Consider the following 19935-nt stretch of genomic DNA (forward strand, 5'->3'; position numbering starts at 1 on the left):
GCAGACAAGAATGTCTCCTCATGTCAGGAAAAATCTGATTGCTAGCCCTTCTTAAATTAGAGGGGCATACAGTTCAATCATCTCATATTGGAAATGGAACCTCTTGTAAGTAAATGAAATTTCAATTCTTTACATCAAAAGAAAAATATCATCTACACTTAAATAACGGTTCAATTTACAAAGGATGTAAGATGACGATCAGACTCAAACATGCACAAGGAAAGTTAGAGGCAATAGAGCTATTTCAGTTACAACATCACTTGGCGATTTCTCGCCTCAAACATTATTTGCAGGTAAAAGGTTCAAAACATTGCAAGCTCATTAAAAGAATAAGTGTGAGTCATTCCAGTTTAAATGAAAAAGATTTTATTGCCCTCCACGATATTCTGAAATTATCGTCAAAAGTGAATGAAATTTCTTTTTATGCCAATCATATTGAAGCGAATCAAGTTACTTATTTATTTGATTCTTTGCCCAATAAAAACCTTAATAGAATCAGTTTCATAGATAACTGGATTGGAGATAAAATTTCACCTGATTTTTTTTCGTTTTTGCAAAATAAAAAACTTCGGGTTCTGGATTTCTCATTGAATTGGTTGCGTGATATTGGCGTGCAAAGGTTACTCGATGCTCTGGAGCACAATATGGAGTTAAGTGAGTTAGTACTCAGTTGTAATGACTTTGGTTTGAAAGGAATGAAAGCCTTGCATCATTTTGTTTTGAGTCATCCTTCATTAAAAATTTTGGATATTTCTTATAACAACCTCAATGAACAATGTGCAGAAGAAATTTCTGCAATGATTACTGAATCACGGTCATTGACCCATTTGAATCTCAGAAGTAACAAGATTGGAGATATGGGCGCTGAGCTTATTGCCCAATCATTAAAGACGAATATTAATTTAAAATATGTTGATTTATCAGATAATAAAATTTCCGATACAGGCCTGTCTCAGCTTGTGCGAGAGGCAGAAGCCCATGATAATCTTGAAGACTTAATTTTAAAATATAATCACTTTCTTCCCTCGGCATTAAGGACAAGCCGTTTGGGCTTGCAAGTTATTTATTAATCATCCTGTATGCAGATTTAAATAACCGTTCAGTGTAGTATTCATCCTTGAAGATATTAATGAACGGTTATTACTTGCTCTATGGAGTTTATCTGATGGGTATTGGTGCTTTTTACCTTTTAAAGAAACGTGTTTTCCTGCCTTTTTTTCTTACTCAATTTTTTGGTGCTTTTAATGATAATGCATTCAAACTGGCAATGCTTACCTTGATTAGTTACCATTTGACACACGACCAGACTCAATCCGAGTTCTACCAGGCGGTCGCAGGTGCATTATTTATAATCCCTTTTTTCCTGCTTTCAGCAACAGCTGGTCAAATAGCGGATAAATACGATAAAGCCATAGTAACGCGAGTCATTAAAGCATTAGAGTTAGTGTTAATGATAATAGGCAGCTTTTCCTTATATTGGGGTAATATTTTTCTAATGATGGTGACTCTGACTGGCTTGGGTGTACACTCAACTTTTTTTGGTCCTATAAAATACGCCATACTACCTGATCATTTACCCAAGAAAGATTTATTGGGTGCTACAGGCTTAATTGATGCAAGTACTTTTATTGCTATTTTGTTAGGTACTACAATGGGTACCTTATCCATTGGAGCAACTAATACCAAGCCTTATATCGCCGTGTTTTTAACTGTTTTTATAGCAGTTGCAGGTTTGACTGCCAGTTTGTTTATCCCAAGAGGTTATACATCTGCATCCATTAAAGTGGATCCTCAGATATGGCGCGGAACCTATAAATTGTTGAAGGATGCAAAGAATCATTTTGGAATGTTTTTGTCTATTCTAATTTTATCCTGGTTTTGGTTGCTAGGTACCGTTATTTTGACAAAGCTGCCTGATTACACAAACTATGTTTTAGGAGCAAACAATAGTGTCTTCGCATTATTTCTTGCATTGTTTTCTATGGGTATTGCGTTGGGTTCATTAACCGTTAATTTTATTTTTAAAGGACGAATTAATCTTTTTATGGTCCCTTGGGCCATGTTTGCATTTACCTGCTTTTCGCTGGATTTGTATTGGGCTACACCTCTGATAGAGAGACCTGATATATTAGTTTCTTTAGGAAATTTTTTCACTGAGGCAAACCATTGGCGGATTGCTTTTGATTTGTTTATGGTGGCGTTTAGCTCAGGTTTGTTTATTGTTCCTTTGTATACTTATTTACAAGTAATGAGTCCGCCTCATACCAGAGCTCAAATTATTGCAACCAATAATATTTATAATTCTCTATTTATGGTAGCAGGAACCTTTATGGTTATCGGTTTATTAGATATTAATGTCGAAATTCCCCAAATTTTTTTGATTTTAAGCGCATTAAATGCTGTGGTTGCGGTGTTCGCGAGACTTTACTTAAAGAAAGTGGCATTGCCTGAAAAATAAACGCTGCCTAAAGCCTGGGCTTCATGGCACCAGGCGGCAGGTTAATCAAGGCAACAAGATAACTGCTTACTCTAACCAATTGCGTGGGGGCAGAAAATCAGTATATAACTTAGCTTCTGCACTCTGGGCGTCAGGGTGCCAATTGTATTCCCAGGTAACCTCGGGGGGTAAGGACATTAAAATGGATTCTGTTCTGCCGTTCGACTGTAACCCGAATAAAGTACCCCGATCGTATACCAGGTTGAATTCCACATAGCGTCCTCTTCGATAATTTTGAAACGCTTTTTCTCGTTCCCCAAAAGGGTGGGATTTACGACGAGCCACTATGGGTGCATAAGCTTCAATATAGTGATTGCCTATACTTTGCATCAGCGCAAAACTATGCTCAAAACTTATTTCATTGTAATCATCAAAAAACAAGCCTCCAATCCCCCGTGCTTCATTTCGATGTTTGATGAAAAAATAATCATCACACCATTGTTTGAATTTGGGGTAGATTCCTTCGCCAAAAGGTTGGCAGGCATTCAAAGCGGTTTGATGCCAATGGATGCAATCTTCTTCAAATCCATAATAGGGGGTTAAATCAAATCCTCCGCCAAACCACCAAACCGGCTCAGCATCTTCTTTTTCTGCCAGGAAAAAGCGTACATTTGCATGGGATGTAGGTACATAGGGATTATCGGGGTGAATTACCAGGGATACACCTAGGGCATTGAAATTTCTGCCTGCCAGTTCAGGACGATGCGCGCTCGCTGAGGCAGGAAGATGAGTGCCGGATACATGAGAAAAATTGACGCCTGCTTTTGCGAAGACAGAGCCTTGTGCCAAAACACGGGTCATTCCGCCACCACCACTGGGGCGTTCCCAGGCATCTTCGACAAATTGAGCTGTACCATCCAGATTTTCAAGTCTCGAACAAATTGAATTTTGTAATTGGAGTAGGTAGGTTTTAACTTGTTCTATGGCGTTTTCAGGAAGAGTGTGGTTCTTTAACATGGCGGAGCTCCCCAGTTTTTAACTGACTTATTTTCTCATTTATTTGAAATTGGCACAATGTTTGCTTTTATTGTTGTACTTATTTTAGGAGGGAAATATGGCGCTGGATTTGGATTCTTATTTTGGAATACATGCTAAAGCTTTGGTAGCACGGGACCAAAGAGCCTCACAATTGGCCAATAACCTGGCGAATGCCAATACCCCAAATTATAAAGCTCAAGATATCGATTTTAACGAATTTTTAGCAGCGAGTATGGCTGGCGGTGCACAAAAAATGGAAGTTACCTCTCCCAATCATATTAATACAAATGCTGATTTTACTGCGAATTTAAAATATCGGGTTACCTCGCAAATGTCATTAGATGGAAACACGGTAGATAAAGATTTGGAGACTACTGAATTTGCACAAAATTCACTTAATTACAGAGCCAGCCTAAGTTTTCTTGATGGTAAAATCAAATCCATGATGCTTGCGCTAAAAGGGGAGTGACTATGTCATTAAAAGCAATTTTTAATATTGCAGGCTCGGCATTAACTGCTGAAACAGCACGTTTATCGACTAGTGCTGAGAACATGAGTAATGCTAATGTAGAGTCTGGGAATGCGAGTGAAGTTTATAAAGCAAAGTATCCGATTTTCAAAGCGGTTCAGGAACATGCAAATCAGTGGATGGGAGAGCAAATATCAGGAGGCGTCCAACTCAAGGGTACTTTTGAGAGCTCTTCAGATCCCGTAAAACGTTATGCACCTGATAATCCCATAGCGGATAAAGATGGATTTGTATATACGCCGAATGTAAATTATGTAGAGGAAATGGCAAATGTGATTTCTGCCTCAAGGTCATATCAAATAGATGTTGAATTGATTAATACAACAAAACAGCTGATGCAACGCACCTTGGAACTAGGTGAATAATGGGGGAAAGGGAATGGCAGCGAATTCAGTTAATGGAACAAACACATCCAATCTATCATATAATCAAATCGATTCTTCGGTAAAAAAAAATTTGGGTCAACAGGACTTCCTGCGGTTAATGGTCGCCCAAATTCAAAATCAGGACCCGATGCAGCCCCAGGTAAATGGCGAATTTTTGTCACAGTTAGCCCAATTTAGTACCAATGATGGTGTGGCTAAAATGCAGGAATCACTACAACAGATGGCAACTTCTCTCCAATCAAATCAGGCTTTACAGGCTTCGGCACTGGTGGGACGCAAAGTTTTGGTAAACAGTAATGCTCTTCAATTAGGTACAGAGGGCGATGTAAAGGCCGCTGTGGATATTCCGCCAGGTCTTAGTAATTTAAATGCTTCTATTTATTCAGAAGCCGGGGAGTTAATAAAAACAATTCCTTTAGGTCAGCCCGAACCCGGATTTTTTCAGTTCAGTTGGGATGGTACCGGAGCGGATAGCAATCGCTTGAAAGAAGGTAAATACAAAGTCGAGGTGCATGCAGTTTATGGAGGTAAAGAGGTTTCTTTAAAGACAATGACCTCAGCAAATGTTGATAGCGTAAGTCTCGGGCAAAATGGTGAGGGTTTGAAATTAAATGTGGCAGGGATTGGGCCAATATCATTGGATCAGGTAAGACAAATATCAGTGTAAGAGCAGGAGGCTAATATGATTTTTGACGCAGCACTTAGTGGACTTAAAGCAGCAACAAGCAATTTGGATGTTATTGGTAATAATATCGCAAACTCTTCAACTGTAGGATTTAAGGGATCCCGCGCTGATTTTGGTGATATATATTCCTTTGGCGGTTATGGAAGTTTTGGTGCCGGCGGTACCTCTATTGGTAGTGGAGTGATGTTGACTAAGGTTCAACAATCCTTTGCGTCTGGAAATTTATCGAGCAGTACCAACAGTCTGGACCTGGCAGTAAACGGATCCGGATTTTTCATTTTAAATAATCCAGGAGGCGGAGCAGTTTACACACGAGCAGGGCAGTTTAATCTGGATAATCAAAATTATATTACCAATGTCAATGGACAATACCTTACTGGTTTACTTGCAGATGGCAAAGGAAATATTACGGGAACTTCAGGAAACTTACAGATTAATACCGCGAATATTAGCCCCCAGGCAAGCACTACTGTTAAAACGGGCGTGAATTTGAATTCGCAAAGCACTCCCCCAGCAGTGGATTGGATTGGCGGAACAGCGCCGCTTAGCAGTTCTTATAATAATCCAACATCGTTGACCATTTACGATAGTTTGGGTAACTCCCATGTCTTGAGTATGTACTTTATTAAAGCAAATTCTGCTGCTGCATCGGGTCAACCTAATGCTTCTACACCTGCAGGTACAGAGAATCAATGGTATGTTGCCTTCCAAATTGACAATCAAAATGTTCCCCCTAATTTGGGGACGGATAACTCCTCAAACCTGTATGAGGTTAATTTCAATACTGATGGAACTTTTGTCAGTGTGGCGGGCCCAGGCGGCGTGCCGGTAACGGATAATCTGATCCCGCTATCGCTAAATCTGAATAATGGCGCTGACCCAATAAGTTTAAATGTTGATTTAACAGACAGCACCCAGTTTGGCAGTCCCTTTGCTGTGCAATCCACCTCATCAAATGGGTATACAACCGGCAGTCTTGCCAGTTTAAATATTGATGATAGCGGTCTTATTTTGGGTATTTATAGCAATGGACAGTCAATGGCTATGGGGCAAATTCAATTGGCTAATTTTGCTGACCCAACGGGGCTACAGAATGTAGGAAATGTTTCTTGGGTGCAAACATCAGCCTCAGGGCAACCTTTAGTGGGTGTGGGTGCATCCGGTGGATTTGGTGCCATCAAATCCGGTATGCTGGAGGAATCTAATGTGGATTTAACCAGTGAATTGGTTGATTTAATCGGCGCCCAACGTGACTTCCAGGCAAATGCACAATCTATTCGCGCGGGTGATGCGATCACACAAACAATTATTAATATGCGTTAGGAGGTAACTTATGGATCCTATCTTATATAATGCTGCGGGGGGTGGGCGAATAGGTTTCAAACGCCAGGAGATAATCGCCAATAATTTGGCGAATGTGAATACTCCAGGGTTTAAGGCTGATTTATATCAAGCGCAAACCTTGTATGCAAATATGGGAGGATCAAACGATAAAACATCCTTTACCATTCAAAATTCTAATTCCCTTGATTTAAGCCCGGGAGATATTATCACAACTGGACGTAATCTCGACATTGCCATTGAAGGTAATGGCTGGTTCGCGGTAAGTAGTACTCAAGGGAAGGAGGCTTATACGAAAGCCGGAAATTTACGTTTGGATGCTAATGGCATGTTAACTACGGCTTCTGGTCACCCTGTTTTGGGTAATGGGGGGCCTATTTCAATTCCCCCCGCCCAATCAGTCAATATCGGAGATGATGGAACCATAACCGTTGTACCCTTGGGAGGGGATCCTAACAGTGCAGCTATATTGGATAGAATTAAGTTGGTTACCCTGGATAAAAATAATATCGTCAAGAACTCAGAGGGGTTGTTCCAATTAAAAAATAATGCCGCTGCAACTCCCGCGAATGGTACGGTTAAAATAAGAAGCGGGGCAATTGAAAGCTCGAATGTAAATGCAGTGGATCAGATGGTGGAAATGATTACTTCAGGACGTGAATATGATGCCCACATGAAAGTAATGTCTACAGTTGAAGATAACTTCATGAAATTGGCACAAGTATTGCACGAATGATAACCGTTTAAGTTAAATATTTATGAAATAATTGCGGAGGAGTCTCCATGGAACCAGCATTATGGATAAGCAAATCTGGCTTGGAAGCACAAGAAAAACATATTGCTACGATCGCTAACAATTTAGCAAACGTCAATACCACGGGTTTTAAAAAAGATAGAGCTGTATTTCAGGATTTGCTTTATCAAAATACAAGCCAGGCTGGGGCGCAATCATCAGAGAACTCTTTGATCCCAACAGGAATTAATGCAGGAACAGGTGTGCATTTAGTTGCTACCGAAAAAATATTTGAACAGGGGAGCGTACAAAACACACGCAATCCTTATGATTTAATGATTCAGGGACAAGGATTTTTTACAATTTTGATGCCCGATGGAACACAAGCCTATACCCGTGATGGGACGTTCACAGTAGATAACACGGGACAACTTGTAGATATGAATGGTTATCCATTGCAGCCCGCCATCAATGTTCCTTCCCAAACCCTGGGGGTAACGATTAGTACTGATGGAGTTGTAAGTGCTACTGTAGTTGGAAGTACCACCCCTACAGTACTCGGAAACATTCAGTTAGCTAATTTTACCAATCCGACCGGACTTCAACCTGTAGGACAAAACCTTTTTATAGAAACAGCTTCAAGTGGCGCAGCAACTTTGAACAATCCAGGAACATCAGGGGTTGGTACGTTGTTACAGGGTTCTTTAGAAGCTTCAAATGTGAATGTGGTTGAAGAATTAGTCAATATGATTCAAGCACAAAGAAGCTATGAGATTACCGCAAAAGGTATCCAGACTGTGGATAACATGTTGCAATACTTAAATCAAACTGTTTAAGAAGACTCAACGAATGAAATTATTTAATTCGCTTGTTTTAGGTCTGGCTGCCATTTTTTTGAGTGGATGCGAACTTTTAAATCCACCGCAACGCGGCAAAGATCCAGAATATGCACCCACATACCCGACAACTCCCGATCCAAAGGAGTTAAGAAAGGAGTCCGGGGCAATCTATAGTGCTGAAACTGCCTTACCTCTTTTTGAAACACCACGAGCAAGGCACCCAGGAGATATAATTACCGTTTTTTTGGTGGAAAGCACTAACGCATCAAAAAATGCAACCTTGCAACAGATGAAAACAGATACAAATGTAGTCAAGAATAAACTTTTTTTAGGTAGGCCAATATCTTTTGGCAGTGGGTACAGCATGGATTTTGATTTAAATAATCAACGCCAGTTTAATGGCTCCGCACAGGCCGTACAAAACAATAAATTGGCGGGGAGCATTTCCGTTACCGTGTCGCAGGTTTTAGCGAATGGCAATATGGTCGTTCAGGGTGAAAAATGGGTGAAGATCGATCAAGGCGAAGAGTACGTACGCTTGTCAGGTATTATACGCCCACAAGACGTCAAGGCGGATAATTCCATTACCTCCGATCGTCTGGCCAATGCCCGTATAGCTTACGGTGGTACAGGACAAGTAAATAATACCAATGCTCAAGGCTGGTTGGCACGATTCATGTGGGGGCCTTTATTCCCAACCTAACCTGCATGAGAAGCTGAAAATCGGGGCCTGTCCTTTTAATAACGTTGTTAATTGAGGAATTGTAATGCGGCGATTGCTGATAATTACATGGATGGTGATGATAAACCTTATTTCAAACCAGGTTTATGCAGAACGCATTAAAGACATTGCTACTTTGGCAGGCGTCCGTACCAACCAATTGGTTGGTTATGGTTTGGTGGTAGGATTAAATGGGACTGGTGATAAAAACGGCACAAGATATACAGAAGACACTTTTGCAAACATGTTGACTCAGTTGGGAGTGAACATCATGCCAGGAACCAAACTCAATTCAAAAAATATGGCCGCAGTAATGGTGACTGCGAGCTTATCTTCTTTTATGAAAAAAGGCCAATCCATGGATATTAATATTTCATCGATTGGGGATTCAAAAAGCTTGCTGGGTGGTACTTTGTTGCTGACCCCTTTAAAAGGAGCAGATGGACGGGTCTATGCAATAGCCCAGGGAAATGTGATTGTGTCGGGTGTGAGTGCGGGCGGAAGTGACGGTACGAGCGTCACCGTAAATGTACCCAGTGGAGGACGAATCCCTAACGGAGCAACTATAGAGGTTGATATTCCTAATCCTTTTTATTATTCAAAAGATTTGACGTTTAATTTACATACACCGGATTTTACTACAGCAAAACGTATGAGTGACGCCATTAATGAAATGATGGGACCCGGTACTGCTCGAGCCTTGGATGCCACTTCAGTGGTTGTGACAGCACCTAAAAAAATGTCGCAACGGGTAGACTATGTTTCCGTTTTGGAAAACATAGAGTTTAAACCCGCTGAAGCAATAGCAAAAATAATTATCAATGCACGTACAGGAACGGTGGTGATTTCTAATAACGTTGTTGTCAAATCGGCTGCTGTTTCCCATGGCAATTTGGTGGTTAGTGTGACGGAAACCCCAGTTATCAGCCAGCCTAATGCATTTGCTCAGGGTCGAACCGTTTCAACCCAGCAATCTCAGGTTTCAATTGAACAAAAAAATAACCATGCTTTTGTTTTACCTCCTGGGGTCACTTTGAAGGATATTGTGAGAGGCATCAATGCAGTTGGGGCAACACCCGCCGATGTGATTGCAATACTTGAGGCACTCCAGCAAGCAGGTGCTTTAAATGCTACCTTAATCGTGATATAGGTGATGTATCCGGATTTAGATTTGAAAGGATTAATCCAGTAGAAAAAGGATTGAAATGAGTGTACATGGAATTGCTACCAGTGATTTTAATGCATTAAATGAGCTGAAAGTTAAAGCTCAAAATAATGAAAAAGAAGCATTGCCGGAAGCAGCGAAACAGTTTGAAGGAATATTCCTGCAAGCCATGCTGAAAAGCATGCGTATGGGCCAGCATTTTCTTGAAGAATCCAGTCCCTTTCGAGGCAAAGATCGCGAAACATTTCAGGACATGCTAGATGCCCAATATGCAAGTGTTATTGCTAATTCGAAAGGAATTGGCTTAGGCGATATGCTCACCCGGCAAATGGAACATAATCTATCAACAACAGAACAGCCGCAAAAAACAGCAGCGGCCAAAATGGCGAGCCCATCTTCTGTGCCCGCTGTTCAAACAAAACAATCCAAAGACGATAAACCAAGTACACCCATTGATGAGTTTGTAAAATCGATTTGGCCTAAAGCAAAACAGGCTGCATCGGTGATTGGTTTGGATCCGAAGATATTAATAGCGCAAGCTGCTTTGGAAACAGGTTGGGGCAAATATATTACTAAAGATTCCGAGGGTACCAGCAGTAATAACCTGTTCAACATCAAATCCAATGACAGAGGCCAATATGATTCTGTAACTGTTAAAACTACAGAATACATTGCAGATACTCCGATAAAGGTTAATGCATCGTTCAGAAAATACCCATCTATTGAGGACAGTTTTAATGATTATATTTCTCTAATCAAAGATGGGGAACGATATCAGAATGCTTTGGCCAGTGTGGGAAACCCTGAGGTTTATATCAATGAATTACACAAAGCTGGATACGCCACTGATCCAGAGTATGGAACAAAAATTTTATCCATCTATCATGGTGATGAATTAAATCAGGCAATACAACAGTGTGAGTTAACAGAGCAAGCTTAAAGAATAGCGATCGCAATCGATAGTTTTTGAAGAGAAATTATTGAGGACATTGGAATATCAGGCGAGGGAACAAAACCATGTCAATACTAAGTATTGGTTATTCAGGGATGAATGCTTTTCAAAATGCATTGAGTGTTACAGCGAACAATATCGCAAATGTTAAAACCCGAGGTTATTCAAGACAAAGTATTCAATTTGCCCCAACCCCAACACGTCAATTTGCGGGCTCTTTCATTGGCACCGGAGTCGCTGTGAATAACGTCTACCGCAATGCGGATCAATTTGCCAATGCCCAGGTGCGCAGTACCTTAAGTATTAAATCTCAATACGATACTTTTTATCAACAAGCCCTGCAAATAAATAAATTGCTTTCTCAAGATGGTAGTAGCCTCTCGGCCTCTTTGCAGTCTTTTTTTGATTCCTTAGGCCAATTAAATAATTCACCAGACAATGTGGCTTCCCGTAATGTGGTAATGAGTCAAAGTCAATTATTAGCAAGTCAATTTTTATTCTTACAACAAAATCTTGATCAGTATCAAGAAACCTCAACATCCCAGATTAAAGAAACTGCGAATAAAATAAACCAAATTACCTCCAATCTTGCAGCAGTGAATGCGCAAATAATGAACTCTCCTAATTCTCCCGATTTACTGGATCAACGGGATGAATTACTTAAGGAGTTATCCGAATTTTCTGATCTGACTGTCGTGGAACAAGATAACGGTATGGTGAATGTAGGGATAGGTAGCGGGCAGATGCTGGTAATCGGAGCAACTCAAAGAACCTTGACTGTTAATTATAATCATTTAACGGGTCAGGGTACTCAGGTTTTATTGGGAACGGATTCGGATAAAACCGAAATCACCAATCAACTCACAAGTGGGACGTTGGGAGGCTTACTGGACTATGAAAGAAATATTTTGTCTAAATCAAGTCAAATCATAGGACAGATGGCAATCGGTTTGGCACAAACGTTCAATGCCCAGAACAGCTTGGGAATGGACTTAAACAATCAACTGGGACAGAATATTTTTACTGATTACAACACTTTGGCAATGCAGCTGGATCGGTCATTTGCAGCAGCAACCAATGCAGGTACTGGAGTATTATCGATCAATATTTCTGATATTTCACAAGTCAAAGCCAGTGATTATCAATTAGTTGTCACCAATGCAGGGGCAAATCAAGTAACACTCATTCGAGACTCTGACGGTTCAGCCGTCACTTTAAACTGGACTAGCAATCCACCAACTCCGCCTGCAGGACAAATTGTAGTAGATGGCATGACCATTACTGTAGATAACCTCTCTAATTTGGCTGATAATGATTCTTTTACAATTATGCCAACCCGGGGAGCAGCAGCAAAATTTTCCTTGCTCATGACTGACCCACGTCAGCTAGCCCTCGCGTCACCAGTGCAAACCAATGCATCTTTGAATAATACAGGGCAAGGCCAAATCGCTTTGGGACCCATTTTGAATACAACTGAGGTTAGCAAACAATACACTATTGATTTTATTTCTCCAACGCAGTTTAACCTTATCAATGTGACCGATGGAATTACAACAGGCCCACTCACGTTTGTACCTAATACCGATAATGTGGTGCAAATTCCTGATGCGGTGAATCCTTCATACTCTATTACCTTATCGGGTGCGCCCAATGCAGGAGATCAATTTACTGCACAATACAATCAAGGAGGCTATGGGGATAACCGTAACGGCTTACTTTTAGCTGGAATTCAACAAAAGGATATTTTTTCTAACGGTAATGAAACTCTCTTTGATATTTATTCGGATTTGCTTTCCGATACAGGAAGCCAAACCAATGAAGCAAAAAATCGTGCGGATGCATTTCAAGTTTTGTATAAGCAATCTGTTGATTACCAGGAAAGTATCAGTGGGGTGAATTTGGATGAAGAAGCGGAGAACTTGTTACAATTCAAGCAAGCCTATGAAGCTGCGGGAAAGCTCATGGAAATTGCCAATCAAATGATGAATATTCTTTTCGAAATAATGAGGTGATAAATGCGTATTTCAACAAATCAAATTTATCAAAATAGCATAAATAGGTTATTACTCAAGCAAGAACAAGTGGCAAAACTGCAGGAGAGAATCGATGAAAATTTTGTTAAAGTGCGTTATTCATCTGATGATCCCATTGCATTTTCACAAATTGAGCTCATGAATCAACGCATCAGTTTCACCGAGCTTTTACAAAAAAATCGGGAAAGCGCTGACAATGCTTTAAGTATGGAAGAATCCGTTCTGAATGATTGCACAACCAGTTTGCAAAGGTTACGAGACATTCAGGTTAAAGCAGGCAATGCGACGCTGTCAGAAGGAGATCGCAAAGCGTTAGCGATTGAGGCAAATATTATTTTGAATGAATTGCTTAATTACGCCAATACGAAAGATATTAACGGTGATTACATGTTCGGTGGGGGACAAACCTCTACATTACCCTTTACAATAAATACCTTGGGACAATATGTCTATAATGGAGATAATACGCAGCGTTTCCAGCTTGTCGGAAGTAGTTTACAAATGGCTATCAATGATCCTGGAGATGGTCTTTTTATGCGCATACCTAACGGAAATGGCAGTTTTGCAATTAGACAAACAGGAACACCCAATACCGGTACGGCATCACTAGATCCAGGTTCCATATCAAATCCCTCAGCTTATGTGGCAGATAATTACACGTTGAGCTTTACACTGAATTCCCAGGGGAATTTGGTAGTTATGGTCAGTGGAGCAGTAACCGGAAACGTCATTCCGCCAACTGGACTACCAGATGATGCTCCTTTATATCAAGAGGGGATGACGGTCAATTTTAACGGTATGGAAATGACTGTCTCAGGTACTCCGGCCCCCGGTGATGCATTTTCTATTACTCCTTCGCAAAATGAATCGGTTTTTGCAACAATACAGGAGATGATTAATAACCTGAACCAACCATTTTCAACTGCTTCCGAAAAAGCAGCTGCAACCACATTGAATAACCAAATTTTGGCTCAAATAGAAAGTGCATTAACCACAATTTTAGATGCTCGTGCTAATTTGGGGTCAAGATTAAATCAATTGGAGCATGCCGATACAGCAAACGCTGATTTAATTGAACAAAGTAGAATCACTCTAAAGCGATTACAAGAGGTTGATCCTTTAGTTGCTGCCTCCGAATACAAACAGGAGTTATACAATTTAGAAATTGCACAGCAAAGTTTTGTACTGATACAGGGTTTGTCACTTTTTAATTTCATCTAGTTTAAATGCTGGTTGCAAATGCCCCCCAGAAGCTAAGTTATTACATACCATGGGGAACTGTTTGCAACCAAAATTTCGCTATATCCATTCGTCTGGTTATCCAAATATCCTGGTACTGAGTTAAATGATCCAGAAATTGTTTTAAGATAAAACAACGATCAGGTTTCCCACTCAAGCGTGGATGCAAACCTATGGTCATGATGGCAAGGCGTTTTTCTTGATAAAGATAGCAAAATGTATTCATTAGCCGTTCATAAAAATCTCTGGGATCCTGAAAGCCTGGAGAAGTAGTGAATCGAAAATCATTACAGTCCAAAGAATACGGAATTACAAGATGGTTATTGATGTAATAGGGTAATTCATCAGCATAGCTGTCCGAGTCATACAAAAAGCCACCAAGTTCTAGCAATAACTCCCGAGTATTTTCGCTGCGTCGACCAGTATACCAACCCTTGGGTTTACGGCCAGTCAGTTTTTCTAGTGTTTCCACACATAAAAGCATGTGTTTCTTCTCCACTTTCTTGGGTATATTGGTATAATTGAGCCATCGCCAGGCGTGTCCTGCCACCTCATGATTTTGTTGAGCAAGATAATCGGCAAATACAGGGTTTAGCACTAAAGCTTGCCCCGTAACAAAAAAAGTAAGCGGTATGTTATAAGGATCAAACAAGCGTAGAAGACGCCATATCCCCACGCGACTGCCGTATTCATAAAAGGATTCCATGCTCAGATTTCTTTTTCCCTTGGCCTTTGGGGCAAATGGAAAGTCTGCACCACTTGTTTCTGCATGTGCATCACCATAGAGAGGACTTAATTCAGCTCCTTCTTCATAATTAATAACGAAATTAATGGCTAGCTTGGCCTTATTAGGCCAGAAGAGATTTTTTTCTTCTGGGCCATAACCCACTAAATCACGCATATTCATCCTAATTCAAATGTGGTAATCCCATAAATCCCTTCGTTCGACAGTTTTGGAGCTCCTTCTAAATACATTCTTGCAGTGGCGAATACTTTAGTCATACCGAATTTCTTAACTAAATCAGCTGCAAGGGGATTATTTTCGGGAATATCCAGATAAACTGCCTCACTATAGGCATGTTCAACCAGACATTCAAATAATCGTTCAGCAATAAAGGGATTATCCGCAAACAAGGGTCCTATTTTATACCCGTCGAAACATTTTCGAATTACACCATAACCCTCTATTTTGTTTTCCTTAATATAACCTATTGCTAATGCTGTATTTTGATTTATCCATGCTGCCAGAAATTTTTCTCTGGGTGCTGGAAAATAGCTGCGGTCATATTCGCATATCTGATCCAGTGAAACATTTTTTAGATTAACTAAATGGGAATCTGGTTTCGCGGTAATAGGGGAGTTCTTTAAGGCGTAGCGTGCATTACTATGGGCAAATTGATAGCCAATCCTGGCATAATTATCAACCATATCCAATACACCATCAATACCTGCATTTCGGTTGCCAATATAAGCTAAACGTGCACGGGTTAATTCCATCCCATAACCTTGAGCACGGTATTTTTCTTCTACGATATAAAAGCCGCAAAATGCAAAATAATCGTCATATATTACTGCAGAGCCAACAGCAATGATTTGTCCGTTTAGTTTTCCAGCAAAAAAACCTTGGGGGTCTGCTTGATAAAAACACTCAGCATCGTTTAAGCCTGGATTCCAACCCTCTTTGCGGGCCCATTCTATCGCAGTTGAAACTTCGTCAAGCGTCATGCGTTCGATAAGGTATGGGGGCATGATATTCCCTTTTTGAGTGTTCCTGCATATATAAATTAAAGTGTAAAGTAGAAGCTAAAGCAAATGTAAGCCTCTATTTTTATTGGGTAAATAGGAAACATCAATTCCTATTTTTATTTTAATCAAACCCATAAATTAATAGATACCAAATACTTAAAATTACTGTATCATAATCCCCGACCAGTCTCTTTAAATGTAAGGAAGCATTATGAATTTCAATCTCAGGAATACATTAGGGCCCTTGTTTCTTATTCTTACATGCCCGATTTTTGTGATGATGTTTTGGTATACCAACACCCAACTTCAAGGATCTTTATCAGCCCTTGGAGAGTTAATAATTCAAAATGGTTTTTTTCAAACTGTGCTGACAATATGGCAGCCTTATTTCTGGGGTTCTGCAGTAGCCTGGAAAATTATTTTAGTTTTTACTGTTTTTGAACTGGCTTTAATGCGCATTTTACCAGGAAAGACATTTAATGGGCCCATTACTCCAAAAGGGAACGTGCCTGTTTATAAAGATAATGGCGTTTTGGCATTTATTGTTACGATGGCGACTTTTTGCATTGCCTCTTTTGGTTTCAATTTATTTTCGGCGTCTATTCTTTATGACAATCTAGGGGCTCTCTTTGGCGCACTCAATGTGTTTAGTCTTATTGTCTGTGTGTTTTTATATCTCAAAGGCCGCTTCTCTCCTTCATCGACTGACTCCGGGATAACAAATAATATTTTGTTCGACTATTACTGGGGAACTGAGCTTTATCCTCAAGTTTTAGGATGGAGCATTAAAAAATTTATCACCTGCCGTTTTGGAATGATGAGTTGGGGGTTATTTCTTATTTCTTATTGTGCAAAACAAGCAGAATTAGGTGATTTGTCCAATTCGATGTTAATTTCCGTAATTTTGCAATTTGTCTATCTCACAAAATTTTACATGTGGGAAAAAGGTTATTTACGATCCTTGGATATCATGCATGATCGCGCTGGATTTTATATTTGCTGGGGGTGTATGGTCTGGGTACCGTGTGTGTATACCTCGCCAAGCATGTATCTTGTTCTTCATCCTATCCATCTATCTTTCGTATGGGCAACTCTTATTTTAGGCTTGGGTTTTGCAAGTATTATGATTAATTATTTTGCTGACAAGCAACGACTAATTGCCCGGGCTACACAAGGCGAATGTAAGGTTTGGGGTAAAAAACCCGTTACCGTGCTTGCCCAATATCAGACAACAAAGGGAGATAAAAAACAAACCATATTGCTGGCTTCTGGATGGTGGGGAATAGCCAGACATTTTCATTATATTCCAGAGCTTGCCGGGACATTTTTTTGGTCAGTACCTGCATTGTTCGATAATTTTGCACCTTATTTTTATCTTTGTTTTTTAACGGTGCTTTTGTTTGATAGGGCATTTCGTGATGATAAACGCTGTTCTGCAAAATATGGGCCTGACTGGAAAAAATATTGTGAATTGGTTCCATATAAAATTATTCCTCTTATAGTTTGATAGGCATATTCTTAAGTATTTAGATCTTTTCAAAACGAGTCCTGGGTGTTTGGTCTATTTTCACCCAGGAGTTCATTATATAATCGCACACGTTAAAGATACCTTTCTTAAGAGGAATAGATATGCTTTTTTATGTTTTGTTTGTTTTAGTTGCTGGTGTGATTGTGCGCATATATCAAATATACCAACAGGCTCAAATTCAAAACATTACGTATCCTTCAGCAACGAGCTATCTTTCCTTAGTAAAGGATCTTACTCTTTTAAAAGCAGACCCTTCTGCAAAAGCCCAATTACAAAATCGCTTTATGACATTTGTAGCTGATTTGGGGGCGCGTTCACTTGATGAGCAAGGTTCTGGTGTTGGTTATTTCAGATTACCCAATTTAACTTCTGTATTTGTATTATCAAATAAGTCCTTGATTCAGCAGCTCTATGCCAAACAAAATGAAAGTAAATTTGGACAGCAACAATTTTTTAAGCGCCTAGAAGTAATACTAGGTCCTGATAATTTGATGTCCTCAGTTCTGGGTTCAGAAACACATTCCACAATCCGCCCTGCCATACTGTCACGTAATGAAAAAAACAGACCTCAAGTAATCGGGATGGTCGCAGATTTTTTCAAAGAGTATGAGTCAAAGCAGGGGGAACATGGGATGCCTCTTGGCGACGTGATGGATATGCTTTCTCGAAGAGTTTTATTGACTACTTATTTTGGGCAAAAAATTATCAATCCTTTCGAAACCTATTATGACCCAAATTTAACAAAAGAATTAATTGAATGCTTGTTTGGTTTGGAACCCATTAAAAAGGAGGAGGGGGAAAATCTGCTCCTTATAAGAAGTAAAATTTTCAATCTCGGATGTCAAATTTTATTTTCTGCAGAGGAAGTTACAAAACTATTAACACAGGAACAAAGTTGGCTTAATTTTCTATTGGTCACCAGAGTATTAAAAAATCCATATCTGGAGAGTGAACTGCAACAATTGGGTATCACATCAATGGATCACCTGCCCGCAGATCAATGTGAGCTTTTGATGAAGCATGCAATAGAAAACGGAGACACTACCAAATTATCCGCTCTTATAAGAGATGTGATCAATGAAAGCCTGTTCATTCCTTTGTTGGGGTTTGATGCCACAGCTACAGCTTTGATTGCCACTTTAAAAATTGCTCTTCAGGATAAGCGCATCTATACCTTGATGAAACAGGAAATTCAGCAAAAACATTCAACCGGCGAACCTTTTGAATTAAACTCTCTATGGGATTCCAGGGCAGACAAAGGGGGACTCTCCTATATAGAGGCTATTTTACTGGAAGCGTTACGGTTATCACCACCTGCGCCAATTGTCCCTGAAATTATCCATGAAGCAATCCACCTGGATCTTGATGGTACTGTACTGACCTTACCAAAGGGAGCCCTTGTTTTTATTCCCATGCAGGGGGTACACACTCATGCAAAACATGTTCCCGATATAGTTCTTTCCAGAGAAGGACAGGAAGTACTAGGTAAAAAGGTGATCAGTGCCCATGATATTTTTCCCGAACGTTGGGGACCTCTAAAAAGTAACCTGGAACCATATAACGCGCATTTCTTTTCTGTCCCCCCCACATTTTATTCACCTGGAAAAATGGAGAAAGAAGGGGGATTATTAACCTTTAAGACGGGTGCTCGAAGATGTCCCGGATTACGAATTGCAATAACGGAAATAATGGCTTTATTTCGCATGCTTGCCATCTACAAATTCGAACTGTCAGAAGAAGATCATTTGGAATTGCGGTTTCATTATGAAAAACCCTTACAAAGAAATGGTGGATTAGGGTTGCTAAAAATTAAACCAAGAAAAATGCCAATAACATCAACTAATGTCCAGGAAAATAGCCGCCAAAGTGGGCTAAGCTTTTTCCCGGGGGTTTCTAACCTTGTAAAAGAGGAGGAAGAGCCCTTAGCACAGTCACATAAAGAGCTGAGGAATAAACTGTAACAAAAGGCTAAAAATCTGGGATAGATGTATAACAGGCAAGTAAAATACCCCATAAATGGAGATAATCGCCTATTAATACATTTTTGAGATACCATTGAGGTAAGCAGGCGTTTCTTATGTCATTTTGGAGATGTTTGATTATAGGAACAAGGGCAACAACAGAAAAGACCATTAAAACCTGATAAAGAAAAATGAGTTCCTGGGTATTATGATATAAGTAAGTTTTATAGCGCATCTCCCAAGGAGAGATGTAGATTATCACGCATGAAAAGAAAAATACTTTAATTATACTGGTTATATCAGTCATAAAGGGAAGCTTTTTTCGATGAGAGACAATGTCTTGGTGCAGTGTCTCCAGGGCATTAAATGACATTGATTCAATAACGGCACTTATTAAAAAAAACACAGAATAAATAAAAATACTGGTAATCGTGAGCGAATCCATAGTCACACTTTAGTAGAAACTGTGTATTATTTTAACATTTCATGTTCTGTGTGTCGATTCAAAAAGTCTTCCAACTTTATTAGGGTTTTATATTATAGGACCGGGTTGGGCAATACAGCTTAAATAATTCTCTACTGGGAAAATACCAAATCTTTTC

19 protein-coding genes are annotated in these 19935 nt (G+C 39.8%); 15 read left to right on the top strand and 4 right to left on the bottom strand.

What is annotated here, in order from left to right:
• Window positions 1-191 precede the first annotated feature (191 nt).
• Window positions 192-1070, top strand: a complete 879-nt coding sequence (locus KYQ_RS03465; RefSeq protein ID WP_010653955.1) for a leucine-rich repeat domain-containing protein — start codon at window positions 192-194, stop codon at window positions 1068-1070.
• 95 nt (window positions 1071-1165) lie between these two features.
• Window positions 1166-2458 (top strand): MFS transporter, encoded by a 1293-nt coding sequence (locus KYQ_RS03470; protein WP_010653954.1) that lies wholly within the window; start codon window positions 1166-1168, stop codon window positions 2456-2458.
• Between the two features lie 66 nt (window positions 2459-2524).
• On the opposite strand, the gene hemF is transcribed toward KYQ_RS03470, so the two are convergent.
• On the bottom strand, window positions 2525-3454 hold the full coding sequence (gene hemF, locus KYQ_RS03475) for an oxygen-dependent coproporphyrinogen oxidase (protein ID WP_010653953.1): 930 nt from the start codon (window positions 3452-3454) through the stop codon (window positions 2525-2527).
• A gap of 97 nt (window positions 3455-3551) precedes the next feature.
• Between hemF and flgB the strand changes: the two genes are divergently transcribed.
• The 11 genes from flgB (at window position 3552) to flgL (ending at window position 14080) form a co-directional block, all read left to right on the top strand.
• The gene (gene flgB / locus KYQ_RS03480; RefSeq protein WP_010653952.1) at window positions 3552-3944 is read left to right on the top strand and encodes a flagellar basal body rod protein FlgB; all 393 of its coding nucleotides are present in this window, start codon (window positions 3552-3554) and stop codon (window positions 3942-3944) included.
• 2 nt (window positions 3945-3946) lie between these two features.
• Window positions 3947-4369 carry a flagellar basal body rod protein FlgC gene (gene flgC, locus KYQ_RS03485; protein WP_010653951.1) on the top strand — a complete coding sequence of 141 codons (423 nt, stop codon included), beginning with the start codon at window positions 3947-3949 and terminating at the stop codon, window positions 4367-4369.
• A 13-nt stretch (window positions 4370-4382) separates the two neighbouring features.
• A complete protein-coding gene (locus KYQ_RS03490) occupies window positions 4383-5057 on the top strand; it encodes a flagellar hook assembly protein FlgD (RefSeq protein ID WP_010653950.1) in 675 nt (224 codons plus the stop codon).
• Between the two features lie 15 nt (window positions 5058-5072).
• A complete protein-coding gene (gene flgE, locus KYQ_RS03495; protein WP_010653949.1) occupies window positions 5073-6398 on the top strand; it encodes a flagellar hook protein FlgE in 1326 nt (441 codons plus the stop codon).
• Between the two features lie 10 nt (window positions 6399-6408).
• Window positions 6409-7152 carry a flagellar basal-body rod protein FlgF gene (gene flgF / locus KYQ_RS03500; RefSeq protein WP_010653948.1) on the top strand — a complete coding sequence of 248 codons (744 nt, stop codon included), beginning with the start codon at window positions 6409-6411 and terminating at the stop codon, window positions 7150-7152.
• A 47-nt stretch (window positions 7153-7199) separates the two neighbouring features.
• Window positions 7200-7985, top strand: coding sequence for a flagellar basal-body rod protein FlgG (gene flgG, locus KYQ_RS03505; protein ID WP_010653947.1), 786 nt, complete (start codon window positions 7200-7202; stop codon window positions 7983-7985).
• 13 nt (window positions 7986-7998) lie between these two features.
• Entirely contained in the window at window positions 7999-8691 is a 693-nt protein-coding gene (locus tag KYQ_RS03510) for a flagellar basal body L-ring protein FlgH (RefSeq protein ID WP_010653946.1), read from the top strand.
• Window positions 8692-8755: 64 nt separating this feature from the next.
• Window positions 8756-9859: a flagellar basal body P-ring protein FlgI gene (locus KYQ_RS03515; RefSeq protein WP_010653945.1), complete on the top strand. Its 1104-nt coding sequence runs from the start codon at window positions 8756-8758 to the stop codon at window positions 9857-9859.
• 55 nt (window positions 9860-9914) lie between these two features.
• The gene (flgJ, locus tag KYQ_RS03520; protein WP_010653944.1) at window positions 9915-10814 is read left to right on the top strand and encodes a flagellar assembly peptidoglycan hydrolase FlgJ; all 900 of its coding nucleotides are present in this window, start codon (window positions 9915-9917) and stop codon (window positions 10812-10814) included.
• Between the two features lie 77 nt (window positions 10815-10891).
• Window positions 10892-12838 carry a flagellar hook-associated protein FlgK gene (gene flgK, locus KYQ_RS03525; RefSeq protein WP_010653943.1) on the top strand — a complete coding sequence of 649 codons (1947 nt, stop codon included), beginning with the start codon at window positions 10892-10894 and terminating at the stop codon, window positions 12836-12838.
• Between the two features lie 3 nt (window positions 12839-12841).
• Window positions 12842-14080 (top strand): flagellar hook-associated protein FlgL, encoded by a 1239-nt coding sequence (gene flgL / locus KYQ_RS03530; RefSeq protein ID WP_010653942.1) that lies wholly within the window; start codon window positions 12842-12844, stop codon window positions 14078-14080.
• A 40-nt stretch (window positions 14081-14120) separates the two neighbouring features.
• Here flgL and KYQ_RS03535 read toward each other — a convergent pair whose 3' ends face one another.
• Both KYQ_RS03535 and KYQ_RS03540 read right to left on the bottom strand, forming a co-directional pair.
• On the bottom strand, window positions 14121-14999 hold the full coding sequence (locus tag KYQ_RS03535) for a polysaccharide deacetylase family protein (protein ID WP_029488973.1): 879 nt from the start codon (window positions 14997-14999) through the stop codon (window positions 14121-14123).
• A 2-nt stretch (window positions 15000-15001) separates the two neighbouring features.
• Window positions 15002-15847, bottom strand: a complete 846-nt coding sequence (locus KYQ_RS03540; protein WP_010653940.1) for a GNAT family N-acetyltransferase — start codon at window positions 15845-15847, stop codon at window positions 15002-15004.
• A gap of 208 nt (window positions 15848-16055) precedes the next feature.
• Here KYQ_RS03540 and KYQ_RS03545 point away from each other — a divergent pair, with 208 nt between their 5' ends.
• Both KYQ_RS03545 and KYQ_RS03550 read left to right on the top strand, forming a co-directional pair.
• Entirely contained in the window at window positions 16056-17351 is a 1296-nt protein-coding gene (locus KYQ_RS03545) for a phosphatidylethanolamine N-methyltransferase family domain-containing protein (RefSeq protein WP_010653939.1), read from the top strand.
• Window positions 17352-17473: 122 nt separating this feature from the next.
• The gene (locus tag KYQ_RS03550; protein ID WP_010653938.1) at window positions 17474-19333 is read left to right on the top strand and encodes a cytochrome P450; all 1860 of its coding nucleotides are present in this window, start codon (window positions 17474-17476) and stop codon (window positions 19331-19333) included.
• A gap of 7 nt (window positions 19334-19340) precedes the next feature.
• On the opposite strand, the gene KYQ_RS03555 is transcribed toward KYQ_RS03550, so the two are convergent.
• Window positions 19341-19778 (bottom strand): hypothetical protein, encoded by a 438-nt coding sequence (locus tag KYQ_RS03555; RefSeq protein ID WP_010653937.1) that lies wholly within the window; start codon window positions 19776-19778, stop codon window positions 19341-19343.
• Between the last annotated feature and the right edge of the window lie 157 nt (window positions 19779-19935).

The organism is Fluoribacter dumoffii NY 23 (assembly GCF_000236165.1).
GTDB classification, from domain to species: domain Bacteria; phylum Pseudomonadota; class Gammaproteobacteria; order Legionellales; family Legionellaceae; genus Legionella; species Legionella dumoffii.